This is a genomic window from Dyadobacter soli (assembly GCF_900101885.1).
In the GTDB taxonomy this organism is placed as follows: Bacteria; Bacteroidota; Bacteroidia; order Cytophagales; family Spirosomataceae; genus Dyadobacter; species Dyadobacter soli.
Map to the genome: position 1 here is coordinate 115,040 of NZ_FNAN01000010.1, position 16,655 is coordinate 131,694.

The 16,655-nt window shown below is 52.9% G+C and carries 9 protein-coding genes; 1 reads left to right on the forward strand and 8 read right to left on the reverse strand.

Going from position 1 to position 16,655, the window contains the following annotated elements; translation table 11 throughout:
- Window positions 1-2 precede the first annotated feature (2 nt).
- On the forward strand, window positions 3-590 hold the full coding sequence (locus BLQ88_RS17530; protein WP_090152702.1) for an HD domain-containing protein: 588 nt from the start codon (window positions 3-5) through the stop codon (window positions 588-590).
- Here the strand turns inward: BLQ88_RS17530 and BLQ88_RS17535 are convergent.
- The 8 genes from BLQ88_RS17535 to BLQ88_RS17570 form a co-directional block, all read right to left on the reverse strand.
- Window positions 585-3,857 (reverse strand): cyclic nucleotide-binding domain-containing protein, encoded by a 3,273-nt coding sequence (locus BLQ88_RS17535; protein ID WP_090152705.1) that lies wholly within the window; start codon window positions 3,855-3,857, stop codon window positions 585-587. The two genes, BLQ88_RS17530 and BLQ88_RS17535, sit on opposite strands and share 6 nt — an antisense overlap.
- A gap of 103 nt (window positions 3,858-3,960) precedes the next feature.
- Window positions 3,961-6,228 (reverse strand): cation:proton antiporter, encoded by a 2,268-nt coding sequence (locus BLQ88_RS17540; protein ID WP_090152709.1) that lies wholly within the window; start codon window positions 6,226-6,228, stop codon window positions 3,961-3,963.
- Window positions 6,229-6,312: 84 nt separating this feature from the next.
- Window positions 6,313-7,797 (reverse strand): mandelate racemase/muconate lactonizing enzyme family protein, encoded by a 1,485-nt coding sequence (locus BLQ88_RS17545; protein ID WP_090152712.1) that lies wholly within the window; start codon window positions 7,795-7,797, stop codon window positions 6,313-6,315.
- A 256-nt stretch (window positions 7,798-8,053) separates the two neighbouring features.
- Entirely contained in the window at window positions 8,054-8,986 is a 933-nt protein-coding gene (locus BLQ88_RS17550; RefSeq protein WP_090152715.1) for an RraA family protein, read from the reverse strand.
- 31 nt (window positions 8,987-9,017) lie between these two features.
- Complete coding sequence (locus BLQ88_RS17555) at window positions 9,018-10,550, reverse strand: SusD/RagB family nutrient-binding outer membrane lipoprotein (protein WP_090152718.1); 1,533 nt, start codon at window positions 10,548-10,550, stop codon at window positions 9,018-9,020.
- A 151-nt stretch (window positions 10,551-10,701) separates the two neighbouring features.
- Window positions 10,702-14,079, reverse strand: coding sequence for a SusC/RagA family TonB-linked outer membrane protein (locus tag BLQ88_RS17560; RefSeq protein ID WP_229212728.1), 3,378 nt, complete (start codon window positions 14,077-14,079; stop codon window positions 10,702-10,704).
- A 304-nt stretch (window positions 14,080-14,383) separates the two neighbouring features.
- Window positions 14,384-15,469 (reverse strand): FecR family protein, encoded by a 1,086-nt coding sequence (locus BLQ88_RS17565; RefSeq protein WP_090152723.1) that lies wholly within the window; start codon window positions 15,467-15,469, stop codon window positions 14,384-14,386.
- 431 nt (window positions 15,470-15,900) lie between these two features.
- Window positions 15,901-16,509 carry an RNA polymerase sigma factor gene (locus tag BLQ88_RS17570; RefSeq protein ID WP_090152725.1) on the reverse strand — a complete coding sequence of 203 codons (609 nt, stop codon included), beginning with the start codon at window positions 16,507-16,509 and terminating at the stop codon, window positions 15,901-15,903.
- Window positions 16,510-16,655 lie beyond the last annotated feature (146 nt).

Genomic DNA, 16,655 nt, shown 5'->3' on the forward strand with positions numbered 1-16,655 from the left:
CCATGCAAATCGAAAAGGCGGAACAATATGTGCTCGGACAACTGGAAAACCGGCTTGACCGCACGCTTTTTTACCACGGAATCCATCACACGCTCGATGTCGTAAATGCCGCGGCCGAGATAGCCGCGTTGGAAGGCATTACCGACGAAGAATCACTCGCATTGCTCCGGACGGCCGCATTGTACCACGACGCCGGTTTTATGGCCACCTACCAGGGCCACGAGGAAGCCGGTTGCGCGCTTGCCCGCGAGGTTTTGCCCGGTTTGGGCTACAATGCCACGCAAATTGAAGCGATATGCGGGATGATTATGGCTACAAAGATCCCGCAAAGCCCCAAAAACACGCTGGAAAAGGTCATTTGCGACGCCGACCTGGACTACCTCGGCCGCGAGGATTTCGAAGGCATTGCGGCCACATTGTTCGAGGAATTGAAAATGCGGGATATGGTGGAGGACATTCCCGCCTGGGATGCGGTGCAGGTCAGGTTCCTGGAAGCGCATTCCTACTGGACGGCTTCCGAACAGAGGCGCAGGGATGCCGCCAAGCAACGGCATCTCCAACACCTCAAAAACTCGGCGCGCTCCTTATAACTGGCGCATTTTCTCGTTCTGCACGCGGATGCGCTGGCAGAGGATACGCAGCACATTGCGCAGGATCTCGTCGCGTTCTTCCATTAGTTCAAAGAAATCTTCCTGGTCGATGCGGAACACGAGTGCGTCGGTTTCGGCCACGGTGGCAGCGGAGCGCGGCTCGGTATCGAGCAATGCGAGCTCGCCGAAAATCTCGCCTTTATCGAACAATGCGAGCTGTTTCGGGCCGTCGTAAATGCCTACCTGGCCGGTGTAAATAATGTACATCGAATCGCCCAGGTCGCCTTTGGCAAATATCTCCTGGCCATCGCTGTAAGTCACTTCCTTCATAATCGGGGCAATCGAGCTGAGCACATTTTCGGGTGTCTGCGCGAAAAGCTGGGTGTTTTTAAGGACGATCACCCGTTCCATTTCGGAAATCTGCTGGGCAGGTTCGGCGTGTTTCATAGGGATTCGAAGCGAAAATTTAAGTTCGGGGCGCTGGGCGAGGATGGCGTAACGTTCGTGCACAGCCTCGCGTACCAGGCGCGATGAATGATTGGCTAGCTTTTCGAGGTGGATCAGGTCTGCCTCGGCAATGTCGCATTTACCCACGGCCAGTGCGATGGTCCAGGTAGTGAACGAGCGCTCGGCCTGCGAGAGAATGGTCGTGATCAGCGAAAGGCCCGGATCGACATTACCCATGTACTGCCGCAGCGCGTCGCGCTTTTTCTGAATGGTTATATTTTCAAATAATGCATGCAGCGAGGGGTACAACATCCGCGGCAGGAGGCTCTCGATCAGTTCGAGCGAGTTGGCCCGCTTCTCCTTGCCCGCGTGCCGGATTCCCTTCCAGGCACTCTGCACAGCCTCCTTATCATACTGCATCATGAAGAGGTAGAACAGCCTTTGCGCGGTCAGTTCGAGCTCGTACTCCAATGCATTATTCCAGGTAATATCGTTTTCGGAAGCATCCATACCATTGAGGAGCTGCCCGGCGTGGATGAGTTCTTTCTCTACAAATTCAGGGATAAGTGTTTTATAATCAGTGATTAATGTATAGTGACTCAATGCTTTCAATGCCGCTATATGGGTAAAACTATCTATATTTTCGATATGAATCTCACTTTCTTTCCTTTTGATATTAGTTGTATTATCAGTATTAATAGAAAGTTTATTTTGGTAAATATTTTTAATAAGGTTAAAAAGTATTTGAAGTATAAATTCATGCCTACCTTTTTCAGCGGTTTTAATGAAGATCCGAACGCGTTCTCCGGTGGTATCCTGCCGCAACCATTCCTCGATAATGCGGATGCCGAGGTCGCCGGAATTGATCATCGCGTGGATGGTCGCGGGCGTCAATGTGCCCGTGAGTACGAGGCGCAGGTCGCGCAGGAGCGTAGGGGAGCCCACGGTAGCGGCCACTTCGATGGCGTAGTTGCGCACGCGTTGCGAGCCGTTGTGAATGCAGCTTTTGAGCAGGTTTTCGTAGGAATTGATGCCCGTAACTTTCAGGCAGTCGAGGGCGGCGAGCTGATGGCTTTCCTGCTCCGAACCGAACAGCCTTTGTAATGTGCCGTGGATTAAAGGCAACGCTTTTCCGGCTTCCCAGCAACCGATAATGGTACCCTTCACAATGTCGAGGTCGCTGTGGGCGAGGAAGCGGGCGGTTTGCTCGTCGTTCAGGCGCCCGTTCGCGCAGGCGAGGCGCACGGCGAGTACCTGGCAGGTGGCGTCGGGTTCGTTTTCGATGTACTGGATAAATGTGCCCGACAGCTCCGGTTTATCGAGGGTCGAGAGCGTTTGCAAAGTTTTCAGCCTTACCTGCACGAAGGGGCTTTTTAGCAGCTCGTCGGCGTGTTTACGGAAGAGTGAAACCTTGTTCCGCGCCAGCCAGTCGATCGCATTCAAAACCTCTTCCTTGCGGTCGCTTTGCAGGTTTTCGGTGATGATCGGCAATGCCTCGGCAGGGGAGGCCATTTCACCGCTGCGGATGAACCGCTTGCTGATCGCCGATTTCAGTTCCTGCATGTAGTGCCGGTAGGTTTTCCGGAACACCACCAATGCACCCACCGCGAACAGCAGCGACAGGTCGAAAGTAAGGCTGATATCGCTCCAATGCTGCGTGTAGATAATCCAGAGCAACGCACCGGCAATGAGCATCCCTAGCGGTTCAAAAAGGCCTTTGGCAAGCGTATGGCCTTTCAAACGTGTTTTGGTGGAGAGCGGCTGGAACAAGACGAGGAAAACAGGGTCGAAGATCGTTCTCCTGACCAGTTCGAAAAGGAGGTAGGCAATGCAGTAGTAAACCAGCAGCGAAGGCTCGTCCTTGCGGAAATACGACGACACGAGCAGCCCGAGCGAGATGGCGATGGTCGTCAGCGGCAGCAGGTATAATGTCAGTTTGATACCGAAACGCTCCACGGTTTTGCTCGAAAACAACATTTTCACGAACGTCGAAATCACATACGTGAGCGTCAGCAGCGAACCTACAAACACGATCACATCATGCTGGCTGTGGAATTTGTATTTGACATTCACAAAAAAGTGGTACTCGATCCACGTGGCCGTTGCGGCAATGGCTACCATACCAATGCAGAGCGAGGTAAGGAGCTTGTTGCCGCCGAAGTATTTCTGAATAATGCGCGAATCGGATTCGGCGGCCCGCGTACGTGCGTGGTGCGGGTTGGGAATGTCGGTGTGGCGGAATGTGAGGATTTGCGTGTAGAATGCCAATGCGAAGAATACCAGCGAGATAGCCAGCAAAATGGCCAGTACGGAAGGCGAATGGATCAGTACCGCGAGCACGGCACCCAGGGCTTTGGCGGGCATATCGCCCGAGCCAATGACGCTGAACAGCCTTTTGCTCTGCCGGACATCGAACACCAATGCCGATAACCCCCAGAATTCCAGGTTGATAAGTAGGTAAATGATCCGGTAACCGACCATCACCGCAATGGCGGTGGCTACCCCGTGCCCGACCAGCAGCAGCCCCATCACCACGATCACCATGAACAGCGAGGCCATCATCGTGCCGAGGCTCAGCTTTTTCAGTAAAAGGTGGTGTTCGAAATATTCGTAAATCTTGCCGGAAGCCATCACAGCCAATGCGGCGGCGATGTAGGCGAGGGGTAACGAGTATTCGGGATGGTTTTCGAGCAGGAGCACGTTGGCGGAAACATACACCAGCGTGGTACCGACATTCGTAAAGAAGTTATGGAAGAAAAAAAGGAATGTTTGCGGGTTAATGGACTTCGTGAAGCGGTTTTGGCTTAGAAATGGGATCATAGAGTTGGAATGCTAGCGCTACTGTAAAATAAACACTTATTATTCCTTTTAAAAACCCGCAGCGGTGACTTTCCGGCCTGTAAAAAACCGGAAAGTCTGAATATCAGCTCCGTATGATAAGCACGGAAGGAGAGTTGGATAGCCATACACTGTGCGATTCCACGGCTTTGATCCAGCTTTCGAGGCTGATCACCATCAGGTCCTGGCTTTGCAGAAAGTCTTTTTCGAGGACATTTTCATACAGCATATTCACATTTTCAGGTGATCTTTCCTGCAATGCACCCAATGCAACGCCGGTTTCCACGTGCTGGCTTACGGCCTGCGACGGGTCCATGATCGTCATTTGCAGCCCGTGTACAGCAGAAAGGCGCTCGGCGAAAGTGAGCAGGCGACGATCTTCCGGCGTGAAAAGCGGCATGAAAACGTGCCTTACCTGTTCGAGATTTTTCTCGATCAGAATGCCAACGGGCACTTTCACAGAGCGGATAATATGCGTCGTCCGCTCGTCGAACACGTCGGAATGGAAGAGCTTTTCCTTACCGGTAATGGTGTCGAGCAGGCGCTCGCGGCTTACGAACTTGGAGGTGAAGCCCAATATTTTGCCCAAAAAAGTACCTTCAAAAACCGACTTGCCGATCCCGATCAGGAGCATATCAAACTCGCCGTCGTTGGCGGTTTCGATAATGTCGTGCTCGATGCTCTGCGATGGTTTGAAGAGCGACGTAAAAGTAGTATTGAGCTCACGGGCCTCTTCATTGATCGGCCGGAAAGTTTCGTACTGGTATTCTTCCGTATTCACCTGGTTGAGATAGCTGCTCGGCGAAAGGTGCAATGCGGTGATATTCTGTTCATCGGGTTCTCTGGAAGCGAGCTTATCGGCCACGCGAAGCATTTTACGTCCGCCTTGCGGGCTTGCGAACGCGATCAGGATAGAAAAGCGCGAGGGCTCGTGTATCAGGTTCAGGTCTTCTTTCGGCGCGGGAAGGAATTTGTCGATCAGATCGAGCGCCGGGCCTGTCATACAGGTGGTTGCGAGGGCCATGATCACCATCATCGTGAAAATTTCGGGCGAGAGCACGCCGATATCGTACCCGATGTTAAGTACCACCAGTTCCACCAGCCCGCGGGTGTTCATAAGGGAGCCAATGATGAGGCTGTCGCGCCACGATTGCTTCATGAAAAGGGCCGCCACCGTGCTTCCAAAGAACTTTCCGAATACCGCCGCTGCGATGATGAGCCCGGTTACAGACCACAAATGCGGATCGTTCAGCAGACCTATTTGTGTTCTTAAACCTGTAAAAACAAAGAACAGCGGCAATAGCAGTACCAGCGCGACGTCCTCTACTTTTTCAATGAATATATTACGGAAACGCTGGTTGGCGGGCATGATTACCCCGGCCATAAACGCCCCGAAAAGCGCGTGGATGCCGATTACTTCCGTGAGATAGGAAGAAACGAGCAATACCAGGAAGAATATCGCCACCACTGGCTTGGTAAGCCCTTCTCGGTAGGCATAATGGTCGCCCAGGCGTTTGAGCATGGGTTTTACCACTTGCAGCATCAGCAAAACGTAGGCGACGGAAAGTATGATCGTGTAGATCGCGCTCATAAATTCACCTGCTTTCACAATCGCGATCACGGCGGCGAGGATGCACCAGGCGGTAATGTCGTCGGTGGCGGCGCAGGTGATCACCATCATGCCCAGGCGCGTTCGGGAGAGCCCGCGCTCTTGTACAATGCGAGCGAGTACGGGGAATGCCGTGATACTCAATGCAATGCCGGTGAAAAGCGCGAACGAGAGGAAGCTGATGCCTGCCGGTGCAAACTCGGTGTACATATACAATGCCAGCCCCACACCGAGTGCAAATGGCAGGATAATGCTCGCATGACTGATCACGATCGCTTCCTGCGCTTTGGTTTTTAGTACTTTCAGGTCCAGCTCCATTCCGATGATGAACATGAAGAGGATTAGTCCAATCTGACTGAGAAACTGTAAGTTACTGAGTGAAGTTTTTGGGAAAATAAATGCCGAAACCTCGGGGTAGAACATTCCGAGCACCGATGGCCCCAGGAAAATCCCCGCTGCGATCTCGCCGATCACCGTCGGCTGGCGGATGGCTTTGCAAATCCAGCCGAAGAGCCGGGCAACTATGATAATGGTGACGATTTGGGCGAGGAGCGTGGCGAGCGGGTGGGTGAGGTTGTGCCCGAAGGTGTCTGTAAATTGCTCCCAGGAAGAGATGTTTTGCGCTTTTTGAGGAATCTGGCCGGCTTTTTCGAGGAATGTGCCCTGGCGGATAAAGAAGTAGAGCAGGGCGGCGAAAACTCCGATGGTAATGCAGTAAAAGAGTACGTTGCGAATATTCTTCATCAGTACAGTTGAGAGTGAAGCGCGCAAAATACTGAAATAAGGCGAAAAATGGTAGGACTTTACGCCCTACCATTTTTCAAAAACCTAGCTCCACAACCGGTCGTGCGAACGTTTTTCGTTCCAGTCGGGCGTCGGTGCGAAGAAGGATTTATCCTTCGGATGCAAATGCTTCTTCACCTCCTCGTCGACCAGCTCGATACCAAGGCCCGGCGCTTCCAGCGGCACAGGCGCGTAGCCTTTGTCGATGAGCTTGCGGCCGTCGGTGGTTTTCACGAGGCTTTCCCACCATGGCACATCCACCGAGTGGTGTTCCAATGCGAGGAAGTTCTGCGTAGCGGCGGCGCAATGCACGTTGGCCATGAAACTCACCGGAGTGCCTGCGAAGTGCATCGCCATCGCAATGCCGTGGTCTTCGGCATAGTCGCCGATGCGTTTCGTTTCCAGCAAGCCGCCCGACGAAGCGAGGTCGGGGTGTACGATGTCCACCGCACGCTGCTCGATCAATGCTTTGAAACCTTCTTTGAGGTAAATGTCCTCGCCGGTCAGCGTCGGCGTTTCCAATGCGTCGGAAATGGTTTTCCACTGGTCGGTGTACTCCCAGGGTACCATATCCTCGAACCATGCAAGGCGGTATTTGTCGAGCGCTTTTCCGAGGCGGATGCCATTGTTAAGGTCAAAATGGCCGTAGTGGTCGGAAGAAAGCGGTATTTCATAACCTACCACGCCACGCACCTCTTCCACTACTTTCGCCATTTCGTCCAATCCTTTCGGGGTGATCTGGATCGCCGTGAAAGGGTGTTTGGTATTGGCATAGGAATGATAATCACCCGCCCATTGCGAGAAGCCGCCGCCCCAGAATTTGTTGTTTACCACGCCGCCTTCGCTATTCCGCAGCATACCGATGGAAATATCCATTTTCAGCCAGGTATAACCCTGGTCCTGGGTGCGGTATTTGATTTTTTGCTTAAACTCGTTGATATCGTTCGACTCGGGCGTATCCGCGTACAAGCGAACCTTGTCGCGGTACCGGCCTCCCAGCAGCTGCCAGCAAGGCACGCCGTAGGCTTTTCCGCAAAGGTCCCAAAGCGCCATTTCCACCCCGCAAACGCCGCCAGCCTGGCGTCCATGGTAACCAAACTGCTTGATCGATTTGAACAACTGCTCCACGTTGCATGGATTTTGACCCAGCAAATGGCTTTTCAGGAACAATGCATACCGCTCGTCGGCGCCGTCGCGCACCTCGCCGAGGCCGTAAATGCCCTGGTTGGTATCGATACGGATAATGGGCGTCCGGCCCACGTTCTGCACAATGCAATACCGCAAGTCGGTGATCTTCAATTCCGAAGGCTTCGAGGCGCGGCTTACCTTGGAAGTGGCCTGCGCAATGGTATCCTCCGTCGACATCGACATAAAACCGCCCAATGCAATCCCGCCGACAGCCGTTTTGCGCAGGAAGTTCCGGCGGCTGTCTTTGGTAGTTGGATTAGCGATTTCCGCCGCTGCCGCCGCTTTTTCGGCGCTTTCTACTTGTTTATTCGACTCAATGATCTGCTTTAAGATGTTTTTCATGTTGGATTTTGAGTTTAGTAACGTTAGTTTTTTTGACCGCCGACGGCCGACCGCTGACCGCCGAGGGTTGTGAGATGACTTGCAGCATTGGAACCATTGACGATAGACGATTGACCATGCTAAGCTTTTTTTTGACCGCCGACGGCCGACCGCTGACCGCCGATGGGTTGTGAGATGACAGAGGACCCATGGTCCATGGTCATCTGCATAGTGATCGCAATCAAGAGGTCGGCGGTCGGCGGTCATCGGTCGGCGGTCAATAATTCCTCTCCTTCAAATAATCGTCCAGCTCCTTCTTGGTCATCGGCAGTTTGCCCGGATAGTTATTTACCCAGTTCAGAAAATCCTTCTGGATCGCGTCCGACCATTTGGTATCGATTTCTCCGGGCGTGTATTTGCCCTCGCGGAGGCGCAGGTGACCGAATTCATCGCGCAACGCGGTTACCTCGGAGGTAATCACCAAATCTTCCACCAAATGCGCCGGGATGAAGATCGTACCGTATTTTTTGGCTAGTACCACGTCTCCCGGAAGCACCACCGCTCTGCCGATGCGGATCGGCGTGTTGATGTTCGTGAGCATCATTTGCTGGATGTACGAGGGGTCCTGCCCTTTGATCCAGGCATTGAAACCTTTGATCTCGCTCAGACCTTCCACATCGCGTACCGAGCCGTAAAAGATCACCCCGCGCTTGGATTTGGCATAAATGGAGTTGCCCAGGTTGTCGCCGATGAGCGTACCGTCGGCGATTTTGCCGTAGCCGTCGGCCACGTACACATCGCCTTCTTTCAGCACGTCGATCGGCCAGGAGTTGGTACCGCCGGTTTGCACGCGGCCTTCTTTTTTACCGGTTTCCTTCACCAGATCCTGCAAATCGGGGCGGGCGGGCATGTATTGCGCCGTCACCACGCGGCCGGTCATGGTGCTGTCGTTGTGGATCAGCTGCCATTCGCCTTCAAACTGGTTGTGGTAACCTTTGTTGCGCAGCACGCCCCAGGCTTCTTCCATCGAAATGTTTTTCAGGCGGGCCAGGATCGCGTCGGACACCTTGGGGCGGCCGTCTGGCATCCGTTCGCCTTTCCAGCCGGAAGTGTAGGCTTTAATCTGATCGGGAGTTGGCGAGATCGCCTGTGCGTAGGAAGCGACGCTCCCCAGCACAAACGCTCCCGCAAGCAAGGTTTGTTTAAGCATAAAAAAACAATTAAGGGTTGGTATTGATTAATTATTTATCCCAAAAAACAGGTGTTCCAAGCTCGTCAGGGCCCATTCTTGCGACGGCCTCATTGTAGTTGGCCTCGTTTACGGAGCGTTCACGGACGGGGTACACCAGCCTTTTGATAAAGTCTTTCACGGAAGGGTCTTTACCCGGATAAGTATTCACCGGTAATGCCGGGAAGCCGGATCTGCGGAAGTTTGCCCAGGCCTCGGAGCCGTTCAGGAAGGAGGAGATCCAGTACTGCTCGTTGATCTGCTGCAATGCTTTGGCCGGAACAAACGGGTTGGCGGTCAGGTAGGCGGTCTGGCTGGCATCGGGGATCGTCGCCGACACGTCATAACTAGCCATCTGCGCCATATGCGCCTTCACGCCGGCCTCGTACAATGCTTTCACATCACCGGTTGCCCAGCCCCTTTGCACGGCTTCCGCCAGCAAAAGCGAGGTCTGGGAATAAGTAATGAAGAACTCCGGCGCGTCGATCTTGCCGAGGGTACGACGGTTGATCTGCGAATATTTGAATGCGGAACCGATCTTGCCCGGGAAGCCCGGCGCATTGGCGATCGTCGATTCGTTGTATCCGTACGGCATGCCTTCCTGGTTGGCCGGGTTGGTATCTTCCGCGCCGGCGGTGGCGATGGGGTTACCCGGTGTTTCATATTTCACCGAGATTACGCGCAAACGAGGATCGGCAGTGGTTTTCAAAGACGAAACAAATGCCGCGCCCAGGTACACATTGCCCCGCTCGGTACCCTGGAAATAGTTGGCCAGCGGGTGGTTGAATGTACTGTTGAATGCGATCAGGGCATTGTCGGCATTAGCGCTCTGCAAACCGCCGTTTGCGGCATCGGTCGCGACGGCTACATATTGTTTCGCCTTCGCCTGGTCGATTTTGGAGTAACGCATTGCGGCGCGTAGGAGCAGCGAGTTACCGAGCTTCTTCCACTGTGCGATGTTCCCTTTGAAAAACAGATCACCTGCTTCGATAGGCTTGGCGGCGTCGAGGCCCTTGGTACCTTCCGACAACTCTTTCAGGATGTCATCGTAAATAGCCTTCTGATCGTCGTATTTAGGCAGGTTAATTTGTTCCAAAAAGCCCTTTCCAGCCTGGAAATAGGGCACATCCCCGTAAGTATCGACCAAAACCATAAATACGTACGCTTTCCAGATGCGCGACATGTTGTACAGATTGCTGCGCGCCGGAAGGTCCTTCGTCTGCGCGATCACGGTTGTGAGCAGGTTTACCGGGCCGTTTTGCAGGTACAGCGAGTTGAAATTCGCATTCGAGTTCGGGTCGGACAATGCATTGTGGTTACCGCCTTCGAGTACACCGGTGTAGGGTGTGTTGATCTGCTGCACGATCTGCAACTGGTAATTCTGCGTCGCGATAGCCGAGGAGAATTCGGCATTCGAGAACAGGTAGATCGGATCGATGCTCGTCGCGAGCACCGGGTTTTTATTAACTTCCTCGAACCCGCTATCGCAGGAACTGGCGCCTGCAAGCAATGCGAGCGTTGCGGCATATATGAATAATCGCTTCATAATTTAATGATTGAATGACTGAATGATTGAATGATTGAATTGTGACCGGGTCGCCGGTGCGACGAGTGAATTTTCCCCTTCCTCCTTCCTCCCTTTTCTCCGTTATTCCCTCGCCGGTCAGCGGTCAGCGGTCGGCGGTCGGCCGTCCAACTCACAACTTCACGTTCAAATTAATCCCGTAACTTCTCGTCGTAGGCAGCGTGTGCGTTTCGATACCTTGTAGGTTATCAGAGGCGGATACGGCTGCTTCGGGATCGAGGTTATCGATATACTTCTTGATCATCAGCACATTGTTGCACATCAGCGACACGCTCAGGCCTTTGATAAAGGTGTTGTCCCGCACGAAACGCGACAGGTCGTAGCTCACCGAAATGTTTCTCCAACGCACAAATGCACCATTGTACACGAAAGGCGTCGCGAGGTTGGTACTGCGGTATTGCGTGTAAAACTGCTGTGCTTCTACGCGGGTCGTGTTAGGCGTGCCCTCGGCCGTAACGCCGTCGAACAACACACCGCCGTCCCGGCCTACCAGCGACGGTTTTGAAATACCCTCGCGCAGGAAGTTCAGGTTGGAGTTGGAAAGGATTTTGTTACCCGCCTTAAAGTCGATCTGCGTGCCGATACGGATGCCTTTCACATTGAATGTGTTCACCCACGCACCGACCCACGTAGGGATGGCGCTGCCGAAAGTGGTGAGGTTACCTTGCTGGAACAACCCGCCCGAAGTGATAATGCGGCCTTGCGCGTCTCTTTTGTAATCAAAACCCCGCAGCGACGCCAGCGGCTTGCCCACCTCGTGCGAGACGATCCCGAAGAATTCACCCGTACCCACATCGAAGCGCGGTTGCGGCGGAGGACCAGCCGCCAGCTCGATCACCTTGCTTTTGTTATAACTTCCGTTAAAGCTGGTTTCCCAGGTGAAATTGTCGTTGCGCACCGGCACGACGGTCAGCAAAAACTCGATACCCTGGTTCCGAAGCTTGCCCACATTCACCTTCGTCTGGCTGAAACCCGAAGTATTTGAAATATCCACGTTCAGGATTTCGTCCACGGTGTTTTTGCGGTAAACTGAAAGATCGAGGTTCAAACGGGCGTCGAAGGTTTTCAATTCGAGGCCTACTTCCGTTTCTTTCACTTTCAATGGCCTCAGGTTCGCATTAGGCGCCACAGTGGAAGGCAGGTTGCCCAATGCTGTTCCGTTGAACGGGTTGGCATTGATTCCGTAGTACAAGTTGTTCGAATAAGGGTCGGTATCGCCACCCACTTCCGCGTATGCAGCCCGAAGTTTACCATAAGTGAGCCATTCGGGTGCATTGTTGAATGCCTGGCTGAATACGAAGCTTCCGCTCACGGATGGGTACAAGTAGCTGTTGGACTGCGGGTTCAATGTAGAGAACCAGTCATTGCGGCCTGTTACATTCACAAACAGGAAGTTTTTGAAAGAAAACTCCGCCGATCCGTAAATGGAATTCACCTTCTTCTTGCTGTAACCGTAATTCGGGTTCTTGACCTGGCCGTTGGCGATCGTGTAGAGGTCGCGCACGTAGAAGTTGGTCACGGCAGTCGACACGTTGTCGCTTACCTGCAACATCTGGTTGCCTCCCAATGTAATATCGATGCCGAAATCGCCGAACGATTTGTTGGCACCGATGAGGATGTCCATGTTACGCTCGCGGAAAGTGGACACGTCCTGGTAATAATAACCATTGAAACCGGTTGCTACGGCACCGATCGAACGCGTTCCCGTCGGACGGTTATAATTGTACGGCCGGGTGTAGTAATCCTGGCCGATCCGACCTTGCACGAACAGCCAGTCGGTGAAATCGTACCGCACGGAAGTATTACCAAAAATCCGGTCGCGGCGCACGTTTTCGAAGCGGTCGTAAGCGACCCAGTAAGGGTTGTTACGGTTGGTGAAACGGGCCAGGGGCATTTCGTTGCCGTTGGCGTCCTTGCGGTTTTTGAGCCAGTCGGTGTCGATGCTGGTGGCCAGGGTATAAATGGTGGTGTTCGCATTCATGTCCTGGATACCGATCTGCGGCGGGTTCTTGTTGTATTCGTTGGAATAGTTTGCGTTCAGTTGCGCGGAAAGCTTTTTGGTAAACTTGTAATTCAACCCGAGGTTGAAGATTTTTTTATGATAAGCCGAATTCGGCATGATCGCATTGGCATCGGTATTCGCAAAAGAGAGGCGGAAATTTCCTTTTTCATTGCCGCCTGATAATGCAACTGAATTGGTAAAACTGGTTCCTGTGCGGTAAAACTTTTTGATACGGTCCTTGTGGGCCACGTAAGGCTGCATGCTGCCGTCAAACTGGGGCGTCATAGCGCCGTCGAACTTCTCTCCAAATGCAAAAACGCCGGAGCTTTGCGCTTCGCCGACATTGGTAGGGCGTTTTCCAAACTCTCCCTGGCCGTATTCATACTGGAAATCCGTGTAATCCAATGCTTCCTGTGCCTGGAAATTCGAGTTCAGTTCTACACCGATGCCGGTTGTTTTGCTGCCGCTTTTGGTAGTGATAATGATCGCCCCGTCTTTGGCACGGAAGCCATACAATGCCGCCGCCGCTGCGCCTTTCAGCACTGTCATCGACTCAATATCGTCCTGGTTAATGCTTTGCAAACCATCACCTGCATCGGAAGAGCCGCCCGTGGGGTTACCGGTGCCGTTTCCGCTCGAACCGCCCGCCGAAACGCTGCTGTTGTTGATCGGAATGCCGTTTACGATGATGAGAGGCGAGTTATTACCCCCAAAAGACGACTGGCCGCGGATACGGATCTTGGTAGAACCACCCGGCCCACTCGCAGGCGGTGTTACGTTCAAACCGGCTACTTTGCCTTGCAAACTGTTACCGAGGTTGGTCGTGCGGTTGGTGGTTAGCTCTTCGGTATTGACAGTCGCCGTCGAGTAGCCCAGCTTCTTCGCATCGCGCTTGATACCCAATGCCGTTACGACCACCATTTCGAGGTTACGGACGTCGGGCGTCATGGAAATGTCATAATTCGACTGATTACCCAACGGTATCTCCTGAGGTGTGTAGCCCACGTACGAGAACACGAGCGTACCGCCCGCGTCGGGGACGCTCAACTGGAATGCACCCTCGGTATCCGAAGCAGTACCCGCTTTCGTGCCTTTCACCACAATGCTGACACCGGGCAGGGGAGCACCCTTTTCGTCGGTTACCTTGCCGGTAATGTTCCGGTCGATGTTGCTTTGGTCGCGGAGCATTTCGGGCAATGCGCTGCCGGGTTCGGCCATGTTTTTGATGAGTACAACCTGCTTACCCTCAATTTTGTACGTGATATTGGCAGGTTTGAGCAGATCGTCCAGGATGTCGCCCAGCGGCTTGTCTACCGCGTTGATGGATACCTTGCGCTGCGATTTGATCAGTGAAGAGCTGTACGTGAAACGCAACTGTGTCAGCTTGTTAAGTTTGCTCAGTACGGCCTTCATTTCCAGGTTACTAACCTGTATCGTGATCTTCTGGTTCAGAATATCCTGTGCCCCGACGGTGCCAGCTGCTGACACAGTAGCGAAGATTAGGGCAATTAATACTTGGTAAAGTGATATTCTCATAGCCCTGTAAAGTAGCCGGGATAGATGTCGGTGTTTTTTCATACTTTTGAAAGTTTTGTTCAGTATTGAAATGATGGGACAAAATGCTCCTGTATCGCCGCAGATTCCAGTCCGGGCGAGGGGAGGCGCAGGGCCGGTGATGGCGCAATCATCACTGGCTCTTTATCATTCAAAGGGGAGCAGAGTCAATTGTATCTCATAGGCAAATCTGGGATTAATGGTAGTTGATTTTAGTCCTGAAAAGGGTTTAGATACATTAATTACAACCTTTGGAACTGATCACAACGCGACCATTCTCCATATCATAGCCGGCACCAATCGCCTGGCAAATTGCATTCAATCGTTGTTTCAGATTTTCTTCGCTAAACTGCGCGCTGATCACGCAGTTGGAAAGCGTTTCGGGCTGGTACACGATGCTGATCCCGTAAGCCTTACCCAGCGCATCGAACGCCTCTGTCACCGGCTTGTCGTCGAACACCTGCTCTTTTTGCACCGCCGATTCCGTCAGCAGCACCGGATTGGCCATCATCGCCTTTTCCAGTTTGTTATCCCGGCGGTTGAACACCACCTGCTGGTTCGGGTTCAGGATCACGCCTGCCGGTTTAGTCCCTTGCGAGGTTTCGTATTCTTTCTTGGCATACACCGACACCCGACCCGTTTTAACGGCCACCATTTCGGTATTATCGCCTTCAAATGCTTTGATGCGGAAGCTCGTTCCGAGGACCTTGGTTACTGTTTCGCTCGTGTAGACCAGGAATGGCTGTTCGGGGTTCCTGGCCACATCAAAAAACGCCTCGCCGGTAAGGTAGACGCGCCGCTCGTTCCCTGAGAATTGCCGGGGATATTGGATGCTGCTGCCTTTCGCAAGCGTAGCCACGCTGTTGTCGCTCAGTAGCACCGTTATTTCTACCTCACTCCGGTTGGTTTGGACAAGCATTTCGCTTTCCAGCGTGATCTCAGTCTTTTTTCCGGCCGCCGGTGCATTGCTATGGGAGGTATAGTACAGCCAGCTCAGCCCGCCGGTGAGCACCAGCACCGCAGCCGCCCGCCATATCGCCCTATGGTAGAACGGAACACGTTCTTCCGCTTTCCGCTCTTCGGCAATGCGCGTGATCTCAGTAACCTCATGCCGCAGCATTTCATCAGAAAGATCATCCTTGTAAAGTTCGTGCACGGCCAGTACGAGCTCCCGTGCCCGCGCCGCGATGCCTGCCCGGTCGGGATTTTCTTGCAGCCATTGCCGCCAGTATCGGTCGAGTTCCGGGGTAGGCGCCATCACCCACTGACGAAACGATTCGTCAGTCGCCAGTTCCTCCACGGTAAAGATTCGGTGTAAGCTCATCGGTAAAACAAAAACATACGTCTTGGAGCGTTAGCAGGCTCTTTGAAATGGTATGTCGGTTTGGAAGGCAGTTATAACCAAAAAAGTCAAAAAAAATTTTGAAAAGTTATAGAAGGGAGGGGAAAGGGGGAATAGTGGGAGGAAGGGGAGGAGGCAGGGGAGGAAAGGGAGAAATGTTTTAAAAGGTAGATATTTATAAAAAGTATTAGATGTATAATTAGTTTAAAAAGTCTATATTGTTTTAAAATTATTAAAAGTATCATATAGCGATGCCGAACCGCTCGCGCAAATCTCTTGATTTGAGTGTACTATTTGCAGGCCTCTGGCCGGTCAGTAATGCAAAATGGTTCTGGTATCGTTTGTGCCTTAGATCCCGGCCGGAGGCCTGCGAATAACATGCACGAAGGTGACCTTCGCGCCATTTGGCCATTTCACAACATCATCAAGACAAACACCCAAAAAAACTCCGCCGGTGCCCAGATCTCCTTGATCTCCTTCAACGTCCGGTAGAGCAGGTTAGAGACGCTTTGGCGGCCCAGTCCCATGACGCTGGCGATGTCTTCGTTGTCGAGGTTTTGGTAGAAGCGGAGGTAGATGATCTCCTGCTGGCGTTTGGAGAGCAGGGAAATGATGCGTTTGAGGTGGCCGTTCTGAAAGCGGATGTGCTCGGCTTCGATGATATTGGTTTCGATGGACGGGTCCGAGGGGTCGGTGTCGAAAATGGCGACTTGCGGTTCGTGGAAGCGTTTGAGGCGGATGCTCTCTTTGATGAGCTTGTGGCGCAGCGCTTTGAGTAGGTAGGATTTGACGAATGCGGTTTCGGAGAGAAAATTGCGGCGCTCCCAGAGTTCGAGGTAGAGTTCCTGGATAGAGTCGCGGATGAAATCGGGGTCGGAGGAGAACTTGGTGGCGTAGTTGTACAACGCCCGGTAATGCGTTTGGGCGAGTTGCCCGAGCGCCTCCGCGTCGCCGGCTTTGAACCGCTGCCAGAGCCTGATATTCAGGTCATTGGCATTAGATATGTTTTCTTCCTGAATCAAATCCTTGATGTAACGGCAATGTTGTATTAAATCAATGAATTATACCAATCAAAGCGGCCTATGGCGGCATTCTCCTTGTGAATTGACGGTAATTATTCAGCGTTCGGAATGTCGGGGAAATCAAAAGGGAGCGGCGAAACACCGCC

Excerpts from the sequence above, each read along its gene's own strand:
- BLQ88_RS17545 (WP_090152712.1), bottom strand. The coding sequence starts at position 7,797 with ATGAAAAACATCTTAAAGCAGATCATTGAGTCGAATAAACAAGTAGAA.
- BLQ88_RS17530 (WP_090152702.1), top strand. The coding sequence starts at position 3 with ATGCAAATCGAAAAGGCGGAACAATATGTGCTCGGACAACTGGAAAAC.
- BLQ88_RS17550 (WP_090152715.1), bottom strand. The coding sequence starts at position 8,986 with ATGCTTAAACAAACCTTGCTTGCGGGAGCGTTTGTGCTGGGGAGCGTC.
- BLQ88_RS17535 (WP_090152705.1), bottom strand. The coding sequence starts at position 3,857 with ATGATCCCATTTCTAAGCCAAAACCGCTTCACGAAGTCCATTAACCCG.
- BLQ88_RS17555 (WP_090152718.1), bottom strand. The coding sequence starts at position 10,550 with ATGAAGCGATTATTCATATATGCCGCAACGCTCGCATTGCTTGCAGGC.
- BLQ88_RS17540 (WP_090152709.1), bottom strand. The coding sequence starts at position 6,228 with ATGAAGAATATTCGCAACGTACTCTTTTACTGCATTACCATCGGAGTT.
- BLQ88_RS17565 (WP_090152723.1), bottom strand. The coding sequence starts at position 15,469 with ATGAGCTTACACCGAATCTTTACCGTGGAGGAACTGGCGACTGACGAA.